Genomic DNA, 19,029 nt, shown 5'->3' on the forward strand with positions numbered 1-19,029 from the left:
AAAGGAGGTAAAGCACAGTAAGTTAAGGGCGTGCAGTGGCACACCCTTAACCAGGATTACGGATTACGGATTGCGGAGATCCATCAGGCCAGCTTTAACAGGATCAGACCGGCCAGCAGCAGGGTCAGACCCGCCCAGCCTTTACGGTTCAGCCGCTGGCCAAACAGCACCCATCCGGCCGCAACCGTGGCGATGATGCCAAAACCGCCCCAGACGGCATAGGCAATCGACAGATCGATACCTTTGACCGCCTGCGCCAGTGCACTGAACGCGAGCAGGACACAGCAGAGTGACAGCACGCCATGTAGCGGTTTCTTAAACCCGTCAGAATATTTAAGGAATATGTTGGCGGCAATCTCCAGCATGATCGCCAGCGCCAGCCAGGCGGCATGCATAAAATCAGCCATGACCATGATTAACCTCCGCAGATGATTGGGTGCCGGTCTTGATCAACACAATCCCGACTATCAGCGTCACCAGCCCGCAGATTTTCAGAGCGGACAGCGCTTCACCAAACAGCTGCACGCTGAATAAGGTAATCAGCATGATGCCGATACCTTCCCACAGGGCATAAGCCACGCCCAGCGCGATACGTTTGATGGCGAAACTTAGCAGAATATAGGAACAGGCAATCATGCCCAGCATCATCAGGTAGCCTGAATGGCTGCCATTAACGCTGGACCACTTCATGAAAAGGGTACCAATAATTTCAGTAACAATAGCGAGTGATAATAAAATCCAGGCGCACATGAGTGCTCTCCAGCAACGATAAATGACGGCCTGCCACAGTACTCAGGGCAGACTCAGAACAGTGTCGAAGTGGTGAGGGGACTACAGGGCATTACGCCAGTGCTGATCGGCGACGTTCCAGCCAGAAAGGAAGGTGGGAGTAAGGTGTGACATGAACATTCTGCTCATAAAATTTACAACGCATCCACATTGTTGCTTCTCATCAGTGGACCGATAGTGCCTCCGGTTAAATACACGCCGGTTTTATAGCATTCTGCGCATCATGAAATCTATAGCAGATGCTGCTTTATTTGACGCAGGTTAAGGTTCGATAGATTGAAAAAGGAATTCTATGTAAAAGGAGGTATGGAAAAGGGGAGTCGTTAATTCATGCATAAAAAAGCCGGGCAACAGCGTGCCCGGCGATTATTACGTGACGCTGTCACGAATTACTCTGCGCGCTGCGGCGCGGTGCGAACCGGTGCATCACCCGCGACATAGTAAGAGGCGGTGCTGCGTGGCAGCGGATCGCGGCCTCGGATCTTATCCGCAATCTTCTCACCAATCATGATAGTGGTGGCATTCAGGTTGCCGGTGATGATCAACGGCATAATCGACGCATCCACCACGCGTAATCCCTGCAATCCATGCACACGTCCTTCACCATCCACAACGGCCATCGGGTCATTACCCATCTTACAGGTGCCGCACGGGTGATAGGCGGTTTCGCCGTGGTTACGCACGAACTCGTCCAGCTGCTCATCGGTCTGACAATCCAGGCCCGGACTGATTTCACGGCCACGATATTTATCCAGCGCTGGCTGATTGATAATCTGGCGCGTAATGCGGATAGCATCGCGGAACTCATGCCAGTCCTGCTCATGTGACATGTAGTTAAACAGAATGGCCGGATGACGACGCGGATCGCGTGACTTCAGGCGCACATGACCACGGCTTGGCGAACGCATTGAGCCGACGTGACACTGGAAACCGTGAGCATCAACGGCGTTAGACCCGTTGTAGTTAATCGCCACCGGCAGGAAGTGATACTGAATGTTTGGCCAGGTGAACTCTTCGCGGCTGCGGATAAAGCCGCCTGCTTCAAACTGGTTGCTGGCGCCGATACCGGTGCCGTTAAACATCCACTCTGCACCGATCTTCGGCTGGTTCCACCATTTCAGGGCCGGATAGATAGAAACCGGCTCTTTACACTCATACTGGAGATACATCTCCAGGTGGTCCTGCAGGTTTTCACCCACGCCTGGCAGGTCATGAACCAGCGGGATGTCAAACTGCTTCAGCAGCTCAGGCGAACCGACGCCAGAACGCTGCAGGATCTGCGGCGAGGCGATAGCGCCCGCACACAGCAGCACTTCACGGCGAGCAGTCACTTTATTAAGGGTGTTGCTGTCGCCCTGCAGATACTCCACGCCGACCGCGCGCTTACCGTCGAACACAATGCGATCGGTGGTGGCATGCGTAATGATCTTCAGGTTGGGGCGGCCTTTGGCCATATCGAGATAGCCACGCGCCGTGCTGGAGCGACGACCCTTTGGCGTCACGGTACGATCCATCGGACCGAAACCCTCCTGCTGGTAGCCATTCAGGTCGTCGGTGCGCGGATAACCCGCCTGCACGCCTGCCTCAATCATCGCTTCAAACAGCACGTTGTTGCCCGCTTTCGGGGTTGCAACGCACACCGGGCCATCGCCGCCGTGGAAATCGTTCGGGCCGATATCACGGGTTTCCGCTTTACGGTAGTAGGGCAGGCAGTCCAGATAGCTCCAGTTCTCCAGTCCCGGCTCGCTGGCCCAGTTGTCCAGATCCATCGCGTTGCCGCGGATGTAACACATGCCGTTGATCAGGGATGAACCGCCCAGGCCTTTGCCGCGACCACACTCCATGCGGCGGTTGTTCATGTAAGGCTCTGGCTCGGTTTCATACGCCCAGTTATAGCGTTTTCCCTGCAGCGGGAAGGCAAGGGCCGCAGGCATCTGGGTGCGAAAATCAAAACGGTAATCCGGGCCGCCCGCTTCCAGCAACAGAACGCTCACGTTGCTTTCTTCGGTCAGGCGGGTCGCCAGAACGTTTCCTGCGGATCCGGCTCCAATAATAATGTAATCAAATTCCATTCGTCGTTCCTCAGGTTAAGTGATTAAAAGACTGACTGAAAACGCGTCAGCTCAACCTGCACTGACTTCACCTGGGTGTAGCTCTGCAGCGTCATCAGGCCATTCTCGCGACCAATGCCGGAGTGCTTGTAGCCGCCCACCGGCATCTCTGCGGCGGACTCGCCCCAGGTGTTTATCCAGCAGATACCGGCTTCGATCTGATGAATCACGCGGTGCGCTTTGTTCAGATCCTGCGTTACCAGTCCGGCGGCCAGACCAAACTCGGTGTCGTTGGCGCGTTGGATCGCTTCTTCTTCGGTTTCGTAGCTCAGGATCGACATCACCGGCCCGAAGATCTCTTCACGGACAATCTTCATCTCATCCCGGCAGTCGGTGAACACGGTCGGTGCCACCCAGGCACCCTGGTCGAAATCGCCACCGGTCAGACGGTTACCGCCGCACAGCACGCGTGCACCTTCAGCAATGCCGGACTCGATGTAGCGCATCACGTTGTCGCGATGGCTGAAGCTGACCAGCGGACCAAAGTTGGTGGTCGGGTCACGCAGGTCGCCTGCTTTGATACGGGCAACGCGTTCGCTGATTTTGGCCTCGAACGCCGCCTGCAGTTTCGCAGGAATAAAGACACGGGTGCCGTTGGTGCAGACCTGACCGGAGCTGTAGAAGTTCGCCATCATGGCGATGTCAGCGGCCAGATCGAGATCGGCATCATCAAAGATGATCAGCGGTGATTTACCACCCAGTTCCATGGTGACCTCTTTCAGCGTTGAACCCGCTGCATTGGCCATCACTTTTTTGCCGCTGACAACACCGCCGGTGAAGGAAACTTTATCGATTCCTGGATGCTCAGTCAGTAGCTGACCGGTAACCGAACCGATGCCCGGCAGCACGTTAAACACGCCATCCGGCAGGCCCGCTTCAGTGTAAATTTCCGCCAGCTTCAGGGCGGTAAGCGGGGTCATTTCGCTGGGTTTGAAGATCATCGCGTTACCCGCAGCCAGTGCAGGTGCGGATTTCCACAGGGCGATCTGAATCGGATAGTTCCAGGCACCGATACCGGCGACCACGCCCAGCGGTTCGCGGCGGGTATAAACAAAGGAGGTTTCACGCAGGGGGATCTGCTGACCTTCCAGCGCCGGAACCAGACCCGCGTAGTACTCCAGTACGTCTGCACCGGTGACGATATCGACCGCGGAGGTTTCGCTGTAAGGCTTACCGGTGTCGAGCATTTCCAGCTCTGCCAGGTCATCATTACGCTCACGCAGAATATCGACGGCGCGACGCAGGATGCGTGAACGCTCCATGGCGGTCATCGCGGCCCAGACCTGCTGGCCTTTTCTGGCGGCAACAACGGCGCGATTAACATCTTCCTGGCCGGCGGCATGAACCTCTGCCAGGACTTCGCCGTTGACCGGATTGATCGTCTGGAACGTTTCGCCAGACGCTGCGGCAACATAAGCGCCATCGATGTAGAGTTTCTGCTCGGTAAATCGGGACATGTTTTCTCCTTCCGTTATTCGTGCTCGCCAGCCAGTTGCTGACGGATGAATTGGGTGGTCAGTGTGATGGCGATAACGGGATCGAATGGCTTGCCGCTCAGCGCGGCGCGCAGCCACAGACCGTCGATTAGGGCAGCCAGACCGTGTGCGGCCCGGCGTGCTTTTTCCAGTGGCAGTTCACGTCGGAATTCGACCACCAGTGTTGAGTAGAGCCGACGGCTGCTGACCCGCTCAAGTCTGTTGAGCTGGGGCTGATGCATGCTGCTCGACCAGAAGTCGAGCCAGGCTTTCATTACTGCGGTGTGCACCTGGGTTTCATCGAAATTCCCGTCGACAATGGCACACAGCCGCTGTTCTGCGGAAGCATCCGCCAGCGGTTTCAGTCGCGTCAGCACCGCTTCGCGCAGCTGACGCGTTACATCACGCATCGTGGCTTCAAGCAAACCGTTCTTGTCCTTGAAGTAGTGACTGATGATGCCGGTTGAGACCCCCGCCCGTCGGGCGATCTGGGCAATCGTGGCATCATTAATCCCCCTCTCATTAATCGTGCTCAGGGTCGCATCAATCAGTTGCCGACGTCGTATCGGCTGCATCCCTACCTTCGGCATAGCTCCAGCTCCACCCTCAAATCGAGCCCCTATTAAATCTTTTTTTGATTGCACGTTCAATATAAAAAGAAAATTTGTTAGGATGCTGTTTTTTAAATGTAGCGTAAGCGAAACGGCAATGAGTGCTAAAATAGGCTGGATTGTCATAGCGATTAACAGGAAGTGACAGAACGAAACAGAGCCGCACGGCCTGAACACCGTGGGCGGCAAGACGTATCCTTTGCATATTTTCAGGACATTAACCAGAGGTAATCGATGAATAATCCACCTGCCGGTGAAAAAGACAGACTCAATCCCGTTGTATTTTATACCTCTGCCGGATTGATTCTGACGTTTTCACTTGTAACGATTCTCTACAGTGAACTGGCCGCGAGCTGGATCCTCAAGGCGGTCAACTGGGTTTCCGCCACCTTCGGCTGGTACTACATGCTGGCTGCCACCCTCTATATTGTCTTTGTGCTTTATATGGCCTGCTCACGCTTTGGCTCTATTAAGCTCGGGCCGGAGCACTCTAAACCCGAATTCAGTGTGCTCAGCTGGTCCGCCATGCTGTTTGCAGCCGGGATCGGCATCGACCTGATGTTCTTCTCGGTCGCCGAACCGGTGACGCAGTATATGCAGCCGCCGGAAGGAGCAGGGCAGACGCTGGAAGCTGCCCGCCAGGCGATGGTCTGGACGCTGTTCCATTACGGACTGACCGGCTGGTCGATGTATGCGCTGATGGGCATCGCGCTGGGCTACTTCAGCTACCGTTATAATCTGCCGCTGACTATTCGTTCGGCGCTCTATCCTATCTTCGGTAAACGCATCTATGGCCCGATTGGTCACACGGTAGATATCGCCGCCGTGGTCGGCACCATCTTTGGTATCGCCACTACGCTCGGCATCGGGGTCGTGCAGCTGAACTACGGCCTGAAAGTCCTGTTTGATATCCCCGAAGGCCTGACCGCGCAGACCGCGCTGATTGTCCTCTCTGTGGTGATCGCTACCATCTCTGTGACGTCAGGTGTTGATAAAGGGATTCGTTTCCTCTCCGAACTCAACGTAATCATGGCGCTGGGCCTGATTCTGTTTGTGCTGTTCTTCGGCAACACCGAGTTCCTGCTGAATGCGCTGGTGCTCAACGTTGGCGATTACATCAACCGTTTCATGGGCATGACGCTTAATACGTTTGCCTTTGATCGTCCGACTCAGTGGATGAACAGCTGGACGCTCTTCTTCTGGGCGTGGTGGGTGGCCTGGTCACCGTTTGTCGGTCTGTTCCTGGCGCGTATCTCACGCGGCCGTACTATTCGTGAGTTCGTACTGGGCACGCTGATTATTCCGTTTACCTTTACGCTGCTGTGGCTGTCCGTGTTCGGCAACGCCGCGCTGTATCAGATCATTCACGGCAATACGGAATTTGCGCAGGAAGTGATGAACCATGCGGAGCGTGGCTTCTACAGCCTGCTGGCGCAGTATCCGGCGTTTAAACTCAGCGCATCGGTTGCCACCATCACCGGCATGCTGTTCTACGTCACCTCTGCGGATTCCGGTTCGCTGGTGCTGGGTAACTTCACCTCGCGGCTTAAAGACATTAACAGCGACGCGCCGAACTGGCTGCGCATCTTCTGGTCCGTAGCGATTGGGGTGCTGACGCTGAGCATGCTGATGACCGACGGTATCACTGCCCTGCAGAACACCACGGTGATCATGGGACTGCCGTTCAGCTTTGTGATCTTCTTTGTGATGGCGGGTCTGTTTAAATCGCTGAAGATTGAGGATCACCGTCGGGCCAGCGCCACGCGCGACACCGCGCCCTATCTGGCGCATGCGACCGACCGTCTGACCTGGAAGAAGCGTCTGTCACGTCTGATGAACTATCCAGGCTCGCGGTACACCCAGCAGATGATGGAAAAGACCATTTTCCCGGCAATGCAGGAAGTGGCGAAAGAGCTGGAACTGCGTGATGCCCGCGTCACGCTGGAAAGCGTTGAGGCCGATGAGGCGAACCCGATTGGCTATCTGGATCTGCGTGTTCATCTGGGCGAAGAGCAGGACTTCATTTATCAGGTCTGGCCGCAGCAATATTCGATTCCGGGCTTTACCTATCGCGCCCGTAGCGGCAAGTCGACCTACTACCGACTGGAAACCTTCCTGATGGAGGGCAGCCAGGGTAACGACCTGATGGATTACAGCAAAGAGCAGGTGATTATCGACATACTGGATCAGTATGAGCGACACCTGAACTTCATCCATCTTAACCGTGAAGCGCCGGGCAGTAATATCAGCTTCCCGAGCGTGTAAACCAGGGCCCGTCAGCAGTGTGCTGGCGGGCTTTTTTTTGCCATCGACGAGTCGTTACACGCCGTCGCCTGCCGATATCGTCTATCTTTAGGGCTTTGCTGGCGTGATGCCTGAAGGGTATAGACAGGGAGTCATATGGGAAAAATATTCAGTACGTTTCTGCCGCTCTACACCACCACGCTACTGATGCTGCTCGGTTCCGGTCTGCTGACCACCTATGTCTCACTACGTCTGGCCAGTGAGCAGGTTAACGGCGCGCTGATTGGTGCGATTATCGCGGCAAACTATATCGGGCTGGTGATTGGCGGCAAGGTGGGGCATAACCTGATCGCCCGCGTCGGCCATATCCGCGCTTATGTGGCCTGCGCCGGGATTATTACCGCCTCCGTGGTGGGTCACGGCCTGACTGACTTTATTCCGCTGTGGGTCTTTCTGCGTCTGATTATCGGACTTTGCATGATGTGCCAGTACATGGTGCTGGAGAGCTGGCTCAACGATCAGGCGGAATCGTCCCAGCGTGGCATGATTTTCGGCTTATATATGGTCGCCACCTATCTTGGACTCAGTGGCGGACAGGTAATACTGAGCCTGCAGACCGGATTTGGCGTCAGTACGCTGCTGATTGTGGCTCTCTGCTTCGCGCTTTGTCTGGTGCCGATAGCGCTGACCACCCGCACCCATGTCAGGCCGATGACACCCGCGCCGATGGAACTGGGCTATTTTATCCGCACCATCCCCAAATTGCTCGGCACCACGCTGGTAACCGGCATGGTAATTGGTGCCTTCTATGGTCTGGCACCGGTTTATGGCAACAGCAAAGGCTTCACCACCAGCCAGACCGGCTATTTTATGAGTCTTACGATTTTTGCCGGGCTGGTGTCGCAGTTTCCGCTGAGCTGGCTTTCTGACCGCTACGATCGTCAGCGACTGCTATTTATCATCGCGATGCTGTTTGCCGTCACCTGCGTCCCGCTGATCCTGCTGCCGCATCTGACGTTTGACTGGATGATCGGCATCGCCTTTGCCGCCAGCATGATGCAGTTCGCGCTCTATCCGTTGCAGGTGGCGCTGGCCAACGATCAGGTTGCCGCCGAGCGCCGCGTGTCGTTAACCGCCTGTCTGCTGATGGCGTTTGGTATCGGTGCCAGTATCGGCCCGCTGGTGGTGGGTGCGCTGATGCAGCCGCTGGGCAGCAATATGCTCTATCTCTTCTTTGCGCTCTGTGCGCTGGTGACTGGCGGACTCAGTTTTGTCCGTGCGCCAGGTCCGCTTCCGACAACCGAAGTGCCGTTGCCGCATGTGGTCATGCCTGACAGTCTGGCGACCTCGCCACTGGGCGCTGCGCTGATCCCGACGCTGGAAGAGGAGGTGATTCAGGCGTCAATGGGCGGTCAGGAGCCGGAAGAGGAGAACGATGAGGATGCTGAAAGGGCTGATGAAGAGGCATTGCCTGATGATAATCCAGGTGATGTTCGCGCAGATCCGCGTCATAAATAGCCGCGACAGCGCATCACGTTGTTCACGTCTATCTGCAGGGTTAAATGCATGATGTCCGGATCTGGCTCACTTCTGTCCGGTCGCTGGCTCGACATCCGGGCCAGCAACGGCGATGCTCGGTAACCCGCTTCTTCAGGAGTTAAACCATGCTCGAACTGCGCCCTAATTGTGAACACTGCGACGTCGATCTGCCGCCATCTTCTCTTGCGGCACGCATCTGCTCGTTTGAATGCACCTTCTGCGCTGACTGCGATGAGCATTTCGCGCATGTTTGTCCTGAGTGCGGTGGTGAACTGGTGCGCCGTCCGGTGCGTCCGGCAGAAAAACTACAGAAATACCCGGCTAAAATGCGCAGCTGGTTTCAAATGACGACGAATACGTCAGAGGCAGAATAGCCTGCGCGGCCCAATGTCATTATGATAAATTTCGTCTGTGACAGAGCTACCACCTAAACTGAGTGCCGGAGATAAGCGCCGGGAGGTACGCACTTTTCAGTGCCCGGCGAATCTCTCATTCCCGACAGTGTGACGCCTTCTCTTTCACACCTGCTTTCTCTCTCCTCCCTCCTGTTCACCTTCAGCTCTTATACTCTTAAGGTACTTTCAGCACAGAGAGGCGCATGCACCGATGTATTATGAATTCCTGAATGGCGCAGCATGGCGACGAATCTGGGTCGTTGGCGATCTGCATGGCTGCCGCCGCGAACTCGATGCGCTGTTACAGCAGCATCAGTTTGACCCGCAGCAGGATTTACTGATTTCGGCAGGCGACATCATCGATCGCGGCCCCGACAGCCTGGGCTGTCTGGCGCTGCTTCAGGAGCCCTGGTTTCGCTGCGTGCGCGGCAATCATGAGGAGATGGCGCTGTCGGCGTTACAGGGTCAGGACATGGCGCTCTGGCAGATGAACGGGGGCGACTGGTTCTTTCGGCTGCGGGGCGCAGCGTTAATCGCGGCCCGCCACGCGTTGTGGCGCTGTCGTGAACTGCCGCTGGTACTGCATCTGCAATTGGGTGAGCGCACTGTTGTGATTGCTCATGCAGATTATCCGGCACGGGAATACGCGCTGAATAAGCCACTCGACTGGCAAAAGGTGGTCTGGAGCCGTCAGCGACTGGAGGCGATGGAGTCAGGTGAGCAGGCGGGCATCCGTGGTGCAGATGCCTTTTACTTCGGTCATACACCGCTGAAACAGCCGCTGACGATTGCCAATCTGCATTACATCGATACCGGCGCGGTGTTTGGCAATCATCTGACGATGCTGCAACTAAAGTGACTCAGCGGAACAGGCGGCCGTCACGCACCAGTTCGCGTGGATAGCTGTTCTTGATGCGACTGCCGACTTTCTTCGCCAGCCCAAGCGGCTGCTGCTGATACGTCACAATCATCTCATTGTTGGCGGGTGCCGTTTCCGGATAGATATCGCGGCCACGATACCACTCTTCTGCTTCTGCGGCCTTGAGCTCAAAGGTCTGCGTCGCATCAGGTTGCGCAAGTGCTATCACCGCTTCATGTTGCCAGCGATAGCCTTTAGCAAAGGTTTCTGCCAGCTTCAGGCCAATGCGCGAGAAGCGCACTTTGCCCAGCAGCGGGGTGACGGCTTTAGGAAAAAGCCAGATCTCTTTATCTCGCTGCCAGAGTTCCAGTGACTCATCCCATTTAATAGAGACAGCAGCGGCGGCCTGTGCGATCTCACTCTCCAGCTTACGGCTGAGGTGTGAGAAGGGCAGCTTGCCGACTTTGTAGCCCGGCACAGGCAGTAGCTCGACTGATGCGGTTTTACGCAGACGCGCCACGAAAAACCCTTCGCTGTCGAACATCTGCGGGAAGACATGCAGATAGCCCTCGGGCGTCGCGGCCCGATCGGCACCCTCAAACAGCCCGTCGAGCGGCACGACCTCAACCGCATCCGGATTGCGCTGCAGCAGCCAGTCTATCACCTGCTGATTTTCAATCTGATTCAGGGTGCAGGTTGAATAAACCAGCGTGCCACCGGGTTTGAGTGCGTGAAAGGCACTGTCGAGCAGGTCGCGCTGGGTCGCGGCGATCTCTTCGGTGCTCGCCAGCGACCAGTTTTTCAGTGCATCCGCATCTTTACGAATCACCCCTTCGCCCGAGCAGGGCGCGTCCAGCAGGATGGCGTCGAACTGTTCCGGCAGCGCGGGCCCGAAGACCCGCGCGTCAAAGTGCGTCAGGGCACTATTGCTGACGCCGCAGCGGCTGATATTGGCGTGCAGCACTTTTACCCGGCTGGACGAGAATTCGTTTGCCAGGATAACGCCCTGATTGCCCATCCGCGCTGCTATCTGGGTGGTTTTTGAACCCGGTGCCGCCGCCATATCCATCACAGCGCTGACCTCTGGCTGGGCATCAAAGAGTGCAGTTACCGGCAGCATGGAGCTGGCTTCCTGAATGTAGAACAGGCCGCTGAGATGTTCAGCCACGCTGCCCAGCGGCAGGCTCTCATCTTCCCGGCTGATCCAGAATCCTTCTTGGCACCACGGCACCGGCGTCAGCAGCCAGTCATAACCAGCAGTCTGGCTCAGAAAATCGGCCACACTGATCTTCAGGGTATTAACGCGAATACTGCGGCGCAGCGGTTGCTGACTGTAGGCGATGAACTGCGCGAAGCTCGCCGCATCGGGCAGGCTCTGACGCATTAACGAGAGAAAATCGGCGGGGAAAAACGAAGACGCATCTGACACGGGCACATTCCAGTTAAGGCAAAGGTGGCAGTGTACCATGAGGAAAGAAAACGGGCAGCCAGGCTGCCCGTTCAGCGTAAATTAACGCGGAGACGGGATCGCCGTTCCCCAGTTACGCCACTCTTTGGGCGCTTCATCCTGCAACAGGAAGTGTTTATCCGGGTTCGCCTGCGGTGCCAGCGGCACCGTCGGTGGCGTCGCAAACTGAATGCCACCGCGAATAAACTGCTGGAAGGTCCCGGTTTTCACCACGCCGCCTACCAGACCGAAGTCGAGGTTGTAGCCGGACGCCAGCCAGAACACCGAATTGTTCCGCACCAGATGCTGATACTTCTTACTGATGCGCAGGGCGATCTGCACGCGGTCCGCCATATTCCCCAGTGACGTGCCGGTGACGGTACCCACTTCCACACCCCGGAACAGCACCGGCGTACCCAGCGACAGGGAACCGGCCTCAGTGGCATCAACATAAATGTTCAGGCCATTCAGGTAGCGCGAATCGGTAATGGTGCTCTCCTGCAATTCAAAGGTGCGTGCGGCACCGCCTTTGCCCGGATCAACGTTGACGTACGGCTGTAACAGGGTCTCCAGATGATTTACGCCGGTAGCGGAAATCTCCGGTGAAACCACTGAGAAACGGCTGCCGAGGCGGGCAAAATCATTCACATACTCAGGGTAAAGTACGGCTTTCGCCACGACCTGATTGTTATCTTTGCTTAACGACAGTGACTCCACCTGACCAACATTGATACCCAGATAACGAATCGGCATCCCGGCAGCGAGTTTGCTGGCGTCATAAGTGTGCAGCGTAATCTGACTGCCCACCGCACGGGCGGCGGTTTCAGAGGAGTAGAGTATGCGTTTAGCCCCTTTGACCGACTGCGCACCACTCATATTGTCGAAACTGATTGCGCCTTTCAGCGCACGGTTAAGCGGCGAGGCCTGCACCGTCAGGCCGCTGCCGTTCAGGCTGACGCGTGCGCCACCCTCAGCCCAGAACACGCTTTCGCTGGTCAGCAGCTTGCGATACTCCGGCTGAATATGCACCGCGATATCAAAAGCGTCAGCGCGCGGCGTCACTTTGACAATCTCACCCACCTGGAATTTACGGTAAAGCACGACCGAACCGGCCTGTACGTCAGGCAGGCTGTTGGCGGTCAGCATCAGCGTCGTAGACGGGCCATCGCCGGTAATGCCTTCGTCCGCTTTTTCAGCATCGGCAAACAGCGGATAGGCCGTTTTCGGCTCGCCTTTTTTACCCGGCTCCAGCCGGATGCCACCATCCACCCACTCGCGGGCGCTGGCACCTAACACCTGCATGCCATCAAGACCGAACTTCACATCGAGGCGACTGTTGACGATAAATTTGCTGTCGCCATGCACCAGATTGCGGTTTTCAGGATTGACCGCGACAACGAAATTGACGCCATTTTCATCCAGCGAACGCGACATCACCTGACCAATCTGCATGCCGTGCAGCATCAGCGGCTGGCCCTGATCGATCCCGTAGCTCTCCGGTGCGCTGAGTTTTACCGTCAGCACATTGGGTTTCTGCAGCAGGGTCTCATTGGACGCCAGCACGGTGTAGTGCTGCTGCGGTTCGCCTTCACCTGGCACCAGTTCCAGCGTATTGCCGGTCAGCAGGGCGCTGAGGCTGGTATCGGTCAGACTGATTTTCGGGCTGTGCATCTCGATGCGGGTGCCGCTGCGCATCAGGCCGACCACAGAAGGATCAATCGTCAGCTCGCCGGTCACTTTACCGCCATCCAGCAGGTTCAGTCTGGTCAGCGTACCGACCTCCAGGCCCTGGTACATCAGCGGCGTGCTGCCGGCCTTGAGATTTTTGCCGTTGGGCAGGTCAAGCGTGATTTGTACGCCGCGCTGGCTGTGCGCCAGATCGGGATAGAGCCGGTAGTTCTGCTCCGCTTTGGCGTTTTCCGCCCCCTGCGGTGAGTCAAACGCAATCGCGCCATTAACCAGCGCCGCCAGACTTTCCAGCTGGACTTTAGCCCCGCTCAGGCTGACGTCCGCATTAACGCCCGACACGTTCCAGAAGCGGCTGTTGGTCTTCACCAGATTGATAAAGCGACGGTCAATCAGCACATCAATCGCCACGCCATCGGCTTTATTATCAATACTGTAATCATAGACCCGGCCAACCGGAATTTTGCGGTAGTAAACCAGCGAGCCAGTGTTGAGCGAGCCGAGATCGGGCGCATGCAGATGGATCATCAGTTCACCGGTATTGACCCGGTATTTCGGCTGCGTATCAAGGGCGGTAAACGCCTCGCTGGGTTTACCTTTACCTGGCATCATCCCGATATAGTTACCGCCGACCAGCGCATCCAGACCCGAGACGCCCGCCAGTGAGGCTTTGGGCGTCACCAGCCAGAACTGGGTATCCTCACGCAGCGCATCGCGCATGTCGCTCTTGATGCTGGCTTTAATCTGGATGCTGCGATAATCGTCGCTGAGATTAATGCCCTGCACGGTGCCCACTTCCACGCCCTGATAACGGATCGGGGTACGACCCGGCACGATACCATCCGCCGTCTGGAAATTGATGGTGATGGTGGTGCCGCGCTCCTGATAATTGGTCCAGAGCAGCCAGCAGGCGATCAGCATCGCAATGACCGGCAGCAGCCAGAAGGGCGAAATTTTGCGCTTATTACGCAGCGTTGCGTTAGTCGGTGTAGTCGGCGTTTCCTGTTGCATGTGCATCCCAGAGCAGGCGGCTGTCCAGCCACTCAACAGACATAATGGTCAGGATGACGGCCGCGCCAAAAAACAGCGCAGCCGGTCCCATGGTAAAAGCCAGCAGCTGATCACGGTTGACCAGCGACATGGTTAATGAAATGACAAACAGATCGAGCATGGACCAGCGGCCCACCCAGGTCACAAACCGCAGCAACCGGATGCGGGTTCTTAGTCCCTGTTCACAGCGGAAATGAATGCTGAGAAGTAGGGTCAGCATGACCAGTACCTTGGTAAAGGGCACCAGAATACTGGCGATAAACACAATCGCTGCCACCGGAATATTGCCTTCACCCAGCCCCAGGATGCCGGAGAAGATGGTGTCCTCGCGCCGTGAACCGTTGAGATAAACCACGGAAATCGGCATCAGGTTCGCGGGTATCAGCAGCACGATTGACGCGATCAGCGCGGCCCAGGATTTCTGCAGGCTGTGGCGACGTCGGAAGTCGAGTGGCGTGTGGCAGCGCGGGCAGCGGCCCCGCTCGTCGGCGATGCCGGTGTTATGACAGTTGAGGCAGACCTGCATGTCGTCACGGGCCATATTGCCGGGGCTTTGCGGATAGAAATGCTCCCACAGCTGCTCCATATTCAGATGGATCATGGTCAGCACGCTCAGCATCGTCAGGGCAATGTAAGCCGCCAGCCCATAGCCAATCTCCAGCGACGCATAGTCCTGCACTTTGATGGATGCCACGGCGATGCCGATCAGATAGATGTCGAGCATCACCCACTCTTTGAGCTTCTCCAGCATGATCAATACGGGCCGCAGGTTCATGCCCAGGCGATGACCGATGCCGAGATAACAGATGCCCGCTACCAGTGTAACCGGCGCGCCGATAGTGCAGAACGCAACCATCGAAGCGGTCAGCACATCACCCTGCTGGGTCATCTGTATCACCCCTTCCAGCACGCTGGCATTAATGCGCATACCCAGCAGCCGGATATCCACCAGCGGCAGGGAAAAGGCGAAGGGCATCAACACGATCATGGTGGCGGCCATGGCCAACAATCGGGTCATTGGCCAGTCGCGTCCACTGAGAATCTCAGCGTTGCAGCGCGGGCAATGTGCCGACTGATGCGTTTTCACATCCGGTAAGGAAAAAAGGGTATCGCATTGCGGGCAACGCTGATAACGTGCGTGAGGCAATGTCTGGCTGATAGCGTGAATTTTCATAGGGTGATGCAATTTTCGCTCTTCAGAGGGAACAGATATCGGTCATTAAGACATTGTCTGTGTGCCTGTCTCGGGCATCACGCTTCGATCCACAGAATGCTAAGGGTATAGCAACTAACGCTATGATTCACCTTATGGCTCTGGATATTTAAAACTTATTTTTAACGAACGGTTTCTATTGCCCCGTTCAGATGTCATTGGTAACGGTTGAATAATGAACAAAACTGCCTTTTACGCCGATTTGAATCGCGATATGCGCGCCTTGCTGGCGGGAGAAACGGCGTTCCTCGCCGCAATGGGAAACTTTAGCGCGCTGCTGTACGAACGTCTCGATGGCGTGAACTGGGCAGGATTCTACCTGCTGACGGAAGCCGATACACTGGTGCTTGGTCCGTTCCAGGGGAAAATCGCCTGTGTGCGCATTCCGGTCGGTCAAGGCGTGTGTGGCACGGCGCTGGCAGAAGAAAAAGTGCAACGCGTAGATGATGTGCATGCTTTCCCGGGCCACATCGCCTGTGACGCTGCCAGTAATGCGGAGATTGTGATTCCTCTGAAAGTGAATGGCACTGTGGTTGGGGTGCTGGACATCGACAGCGTTGAGTACAATCGCTTTGACAGCGACGACGAATCGGGGCTGGTCACTCTGACTGATGGGCTTTGTGAAGTGCTTGCGAACAGCGACTTAGAAAAATATCTGCAGCTGACGCGCAGCTAATCGACTGGATCACATGGCATTTAGCGATGTTGTCATTATAATGTCGCCTGTTCATGCCTGCGCTGGTCGGCAAACCCGTTGTAATCAGGAAATTTCATGGAAAATCAACCTAAGTTGAATAGCAGTAAAGAAGTCATCACTTTTCTGGCGGAGCGCTTTCCGCACTGCTTTAGCGCTGAAGGTGAAGCGCGTCCGCTCAAAATCGGTATCTTTCAGGATCTGGTCGAGCGTGTTCAGGGCGAAATGGGTCTGAGCAAAACACAGCTTCGTTCCGCGCTGCGTCTTTATACGTCAAGCTGGCGTTATCTCTACGGCATCAAAGCCGGTGCGATTCGTGTCGATCTCGACGGCAACGCCTGTGGCGTGCTGGATGAGCAGCACGTTGAGCATGCCCGCAAGCAGCTGGAAGAAGCCAAAGCACGCGTTCAGGCACAGCGTGACCAGCAGCGTGCTGCACGCCGTGAAGCAGGCGAAAGTGAAGAGGGCACCGCACCGCGTCGTCCACGCAAGCCCGCGCCGCGTAAGCCTGCAGAAGCCGATGCTGCGCGTAAACCCCGTCCGCAGACGACTGCTCCGCGTGCGACCGCCTCACAGCATCGCAAGCCAGCCCCACGTCCGGAGCAGGAAGCCCGACCCATCACTGATACCTCAACTTTGCAACCCGGCCAGAGTATTAAAGTTAAAGCAGGCAAAAGTGCGATGGACGCTACCGTTCTTGAAGTATCTAAAGACGGCGTTCGGGTCCAGCTCGCTTCCGGCATGGCAATGATTGTGCGCGCAGAACACTTGCAGTTCTGAAACGGAGGCTAACCCCGGCATGAACACCCTTTTTAAAGTTGGACTTATTGCGGGCCTGCTCTTAGCAGGCCCAACCTTCGGCGCAGAGAATATTACCCGCGCCGATCAGATTCCCCAGCTTCACGAAGACCCGCAGGATCCGACGGTCAGTGAGCGCGTCACGTCGCGCTTTACCCGATCCCACTACCGCCAGTTCGATCTGGATCAGAACTTTTCAGCGAAAATTTTTGATCGCTACCTGAACATGCTCGACTACAGCCACAATGTGCTGCTGGCGTCAGATGTGGCGCAGTTTGCCAGCAAAAAAACCACCGTTGGCGATGAGCTGCGCAGTGGCAAGCTGGATCTCTTTTACGATATTTATAATCTGGCGCAGAAACGCCGTTTTGAGCGCTATCAGTATGCGCTGACGGTGCTGGCGCGTCCGATGAATTTCAGCGGCAATGACACAATCGACATTGACCGCGCCAAAGCGCCCTGGCCGAAAGATCAGGCTGAACTGAATGCGCTCTGGGATGCCAAGGTCAAATATGACCAGCTGAGTCTGAAGCTGGCAGGCAAAGATGATAATGAGATCCGCGATGTTCTGACCAAACGTTATAACTTCGCGATCCGTCGTCTGGCCCAGAGCAACGGTGAAGACGTTTTCCAGCTGGTAATGAACGCATTTGCCCGCGAAATCGATCCCCACACCAGCTATCTGTCGCCGCGTAACACCGAGCAGTTCAATACCGAGATGAGCCTGTCACTGGAAGGCATCGGTGCAGTCCTGCAGATGGATGACGACTACACCGTGATCAACTCGATGGTGGCAGGCGGTCCGGCAGCGAAAAGCAAAGCCATCACCGTGGGCGATCGTATCGTGGGTGTTGGTCAGCCGGGCAAGCCGATGGAAGATGTTATCGGCTGGCGTCTGGATGATGTCGTGGCAAAAATCAAAGGACCCAAGGGCAGCAAAGTGCGCCTGGAAGTTCTGCCCGCCGGTAAGGGCACCAAAACCCGTACTGTGACCCTGACGCGTGAGAAAATCCGTCTGGAAGATCGCGCGGTTAAACTGACCATCAAAAATGTCGGCAAGCAGAAAGTGGGCGTGCTCGATATTCCTGGCTTCTATGTGGGTCTCACCGACGACGTGAAAGTTCAGCTGCAGAAGCTGCAGAAACAGAACGTCGATAGCGTGGTGATCGATCTCCGTACCAATGGCGGTGGAGCGCTAACCGAAGCGGTCTCGCTTTCTGGTCTGTTTATTCCGAGTGGTCCGGTGGTGCAGGTTCGCGACAACAATGGTCGGGTGCGTGAAGACAGCGATAACGATGGCGTGGTCTACTACAAAGGTCCGCTGGTGGTGCTGGTCGATCGCTTCAGCGCCTCTGCTTCTGAGATTTTTGCTGCCGCGATGCAGGACTACGGTCGTGCAGTGATTGTTGGCGAGCCAACCTTTGGTAAAGGCACCGTTCAGCAGTATCGCTCTCTGAATCGCATCTACGATCAGATGCTGCGTCCGGAGTGGCCAGCGTTAGGCTCCGTTTCTTATACCATTCAGAAATTCTATCGCATCAACGGCGGCAGCACACAGCGTAAAGGCGTCACGCCGGATCTGCTTATGCCAACCGGCGTTGAAGCGGCTGAAACCGGTGAGAAATTTGAAGATAACGCCCTGCCGTGGGACAGCATCAAAGCGGCAACCTATACCAAAACCGGTGATGTTAAACCGCTGGTTGCGCAGCTGACGAAGCAGCATGCTGACCGTATCGCTCAGGATCGCGAGTTCCAGTACATCATGAAGGACATTGCCCGTTACAATGCCCTGAAAGATAAGCGCAACATCGTGTCACTCAATCTTACTCAGCGTGAGAAAGAGAACCACGAAGATGATGCGTCACGTCTGGAGCGCATCAATGCGCGCTATCAGGCTGAAGGCAAAAAACCGCTGAAGAACCTGGATGAGTTGCCGAAAGATTATAAAGAGCCGGATCCGTATCTCGATGAGACGGTGAAGATCGCTAACGATCTTGCGCAACTGGAGAAATCCCAGCCAGACGCGCCAGCGGCGAAATAATCTGCTGTTGTCAGAAAAAGCACCGCGCTGCGGTGCTTTTTTTTGCACGCAGAAAATTTTTCGGTAACCAATGATTA

Annotated in this window: 15 protein-coding genes; 7 read left to right on the top strand and 8 right to left on the bottom strand. The window is 56.0% G+C overall.

What is annotated here, in order from left to right:
- Positions 1–83 precede the first annotated feature (83 nt).
- The 5 genes from mdtI to betI form a co-directional block, all read right to left on the bottom strand.
- Positions 84–413 carry a multidrug/spermidine efflux SMR transporter subunit MdtI gene (mdtI, locus tag QSK07_RS03835; protein ID WP_285720495.1) on the bottom strand — a complete coding sequence of 110 codons (330 nt, stop codon included), beginning with the start codon at positions 411–413 and terminating at the stop codon, positions 84–86.
- Complete coding sequence (mdtJ, locus tag QSK07_RS03840) at positions 400–750, bottom strand: multidrug/spermidine efflux SMR transporter subunit MdtJ (RefSeq protein ID WP_095707088.1); 351 nt, start codon at positions 748–750, stop codon at positions 400–402. Before mdtJ ends, mdtI begins: the two co-directional genes overlap by 14 nt.
- Before the next feature lie 428 nt (positions 751–1,178).
- Positions 1,179–2,861, bottom strand: a complete 1,683-nt coding sequence (gene betA, locus QSK07_RS03845) for a choline dehydrogenase (RefSeq protein ID WP_275219308.1) — start codon at positions 2,859–2,861, stop codon at positions 1,179–1,181.
- Between the two features lie 23 nt (positions 2,862–2,884).
- On the bottom strand, positions 2,885–4,357 hold the full coding sequence (gene betB / locus QSK07_RS03850) for a betaine-aldehyde dehydrogenase (protein ID WP_285720496.1): 1,473 nt from the start codon (positions 4,355–4,357) through the stop codon (positions 2,885–2,887).
- 14 nt (positions 4,358–4,371) lie between these two features.
- Positions 4,372–4,965 (bottom strand): transcriptional regulator BetI, encoded by a 594-nt coding sequence (betI, locus tag QSK07_RS03855; protein WP_098050309.1) that lies wholly within the window; start codon positions 4,963–4,965, stop codon positions 4,372–4,374.
- Between the two features lie 255 nt (positions 4,966–5,220).
- On the opposite strand from betI, the gene QSK07_RS03860 reads away from it, so the two are divergent.
- The 4 genes from QSK07_RS03860 (at position 5,221) to QSK07_RS03875 (ending at position 10,023) form a co-directional block, all read left to right on the top strand.
- Complete coding sequence (locus tag QSK07_RS03860) at positions 5,221–7,251, top strand: choline transporter (protein WP_098050310.1); 2,031 nt, start codon at positions 5,221–5,223, stop codon at positions 7,249–7,251.
- A 135-nt stretch (positions 7,252–7,386) separates the two neighbouring features.
- Positions 7,387–8,748: an MFS transporter gene (locus QSK07_RS03865; protein WP_098050311.1), complete on the top strand. Its 1,362-nt coding sequence runs from the start codon at positions 7,387–7,389 to the stop codon at positions 8,746–8,748.
- 146 nt (positions 8,749–8,894) lie between these two features.
- Positions 8,895–9,143 carry a DUF1272 domain-containing protein gene (locus QSK07_RS03870; RefSeq protein WP_285720497.1) on the top strand — a complete coding sequence of 83 codons (249 nt, stop codon included), beginning with the start codon at positions 8,895–8,897 and terminating at the stop codon, positions 9,141–9,143.
- Positions 9,144–9,375: 232 nt separating this feature from the next.
- Complete coding sequence (locus tag QSK07_RS03875) at positions 9,376–10,023, top strand: metallophosphoesterase (protein ID WP_285720498.1); 648 nt, start codon at positions 9,376–9,378, stop codon at positions 10,021–10,023.
- A 1-nt stretch (position 10,024) separates the two neighbouring features.
- Here QSK07_RS03875 and rsmF read toward each other — a convergent pair whose 3' ends face one another.
- From rsmF to yebS, 3 genes are read right to left on the bottom strand one after another with little or no spacing between them, the layout of a single operon-like run.
- Positions 10,025–11,491, bottom strand: a complete 1,467-nt coding sequence (rsmF, locus tag QSK07_RS03880) for a 16S rRNA (cytosine(1407)-C(5))-methyltransferase RsmF (RefSeq protein WP_285720499.1) — start codon at positions 11,489–11,491, stop codon at positions 10,025–10,027.
- Between the two features lie 42 nt (positions 11,492–11,533).
- A complete protein-coding gene (locus tag QSK07_RS03885; protein ID WP_098050315.1) occupies positions 11,534–14,167 on the bottom strand; it encodes a PqiB family protein in 2,634 nt (877 codons plus the stop codon).
- Entirely contained in the window at positions 14,136–15,380 is a 1,245-nt protein-coding gene (yebS, locus tag QSK07_RS03890; protein WP_098050316.1) for a membrane integrity lipid transport subunit YebS, read from the bottom strand. The genes QSK07_RS03885 and yebS overlap by 32 nt, the downstream gene beginning before the upstream one ends.
- A gap of 214 nt (positions 15,381–15,594) precedes the next feature.
- Between yebS and msrC the strand changes: the two genes are divergently transcribed.
- The 3 genes from msrC (at position 15,595) to prc (ending at position 18,952) form a co-directional block, all read left to right on the top strand.
- A complete protein-coding gene (gene msrC / locus QSK07_RS03895) occupies positions 15,595–16,095 on the top strand; it encodes a free L-methionine (R)-S-oxide reductase MsrC (protein ID WP_285720500.1) in 501 nt (166 codons plus the stop codon).
- Positions 16,096–16,191: 96 nt separating this feature from the next.
- Complete coding sequence (gene proQ, locus QSK07_RS03900) at positions 16,192–16,893, top strand: RNA chaperone ProQ (RefSeq protein ID WP_285720501.1); 702 nt, start codon at positions 16,192–16,194, stop codon at positions 16,891–16,893.
- A gap of 19 nt (positions 16,894–16,912) precedes the next feature.
- Positions 16,913–18,952: a carboxy terminal-processing peptidase gene (prc, locus tag QSK07_RS03905; RefSeq protein WP_285720502.1), complete on the top strand. Its 2,040-nt coding sequence runs from the start codon at positions 16,913–16,915 to the stop codon at positions 18,950–18,952.
- Positions 18,953–19,029: the final 77 nt, after the last annotated feature.

Source organism: Pantoea sp. QMID4, from assembly GCF_030270445.1.
Taxonomy (GTDB): domain Bacteria; phylum Pseudomonadota; class Gammaproteobacteria; order Enterobacterales; family Enterobacteriaceae; genus Pantoea; species Pantoea vagans.

Bases quoted from the DNA above. Each gene is read 5' to 3' on its own strand.
- mdtI (WP_285720495.1), bottom strand. From the start codon at position 413: ATGGTCATGGCTGATTTTATGCATGCCGCCTGGCTGGCGCTGGCGATC.
- mdtJ (WP_095707088.1), bottom strand. From the start codon at position 750: ATGTGCGCCTGGATTTTATTATCACTCGCTATTGTTACTGAAATTATT.
- betA (WP_275219308.1), bottom strand. From the start codon at position 2,861: ATGGAATTTGATTACATTATTATTGGAGCCGGATCCGCAGGAAACGTT.
- betB (WP_285720496.1), bottom strand. From the start codon at position 4,357: ATGTCCCGATTTACCGAGCAGAAACTCTACATCGATGGCGCTTATGTT.
- betI (WP_098050309.1), bottom strand. From the start codon at position 4,965: ATGCCGAAGGTAGGGATGCAGCCGATACGACGTCGGCAACTGATTGAT.
- QSK07_RS03860 (WP_098050310.1), top strand. From the start codon at position 5,221: ATGAATAATCCACCTGCCGGTGAAAAAGACAGACTCAATCCCGTTGTA.
- QSK07_RS03865 (WP_098050311.1), top strand. From the start codon at position 7,387: ATGGGAAAAATATTCAGTACGTTTCTGCCGCTCTACACCACCACGCTA.
- QSK07_RS03870 (WP_285720497.1), top strand. From the start codon at position 8,895: ATGCTCGAACTGCGCCCTAATTGTGAACACTGCGACGTCGATCTGCCG.
- QSK07_RS03875 (WP_285720498.1), top strand. From the start codon at position 9,376: ATGTATTATGAATTCCTGAATGGCGCAGCATGGCGACGAATCTGGGTC.
- rsmF (WP_285720499.1), bottom strand. From the start codon at position 11,491: ATGGTACACTGCCACCTTTGCCTTAACTGGAATGTGCCCGTGTCAGAT.
- QSK07_RS03885 (WP_098050315.1), bottom strand. From the start codon at position 14,167: ATGCAACAGGAAACGCCGACTACACCGACTAACGCAACGCTGCGTAAT.
- yebS (WP_098050316.1), bottom strand. From the start codon at position 15,380: ATGAAAATTCACGCTATCAGCCAGACATTGCCTCACGCACGTTATCAG.
- msrC (WP_285720500.1), top strand. From the start codon at position 15,595: ATGAACAAAACTGCCTTTTACGCCGATTTGAATCGCGATATGCGCGCC.
- proQ (WP_285720501.1), top strand. From the start codon at position 16,192: ATGGAAAATCAACCTAAGTTGAATAGCAGTAAAGAAGTCATCACTTTT.
- prc (WP_285720502.1), top strand. From the start codon at position 16,913: ATGAACACCCTTTTTAAAGTTGGACTTATTGCGGGCCTGCTCTTAGCA.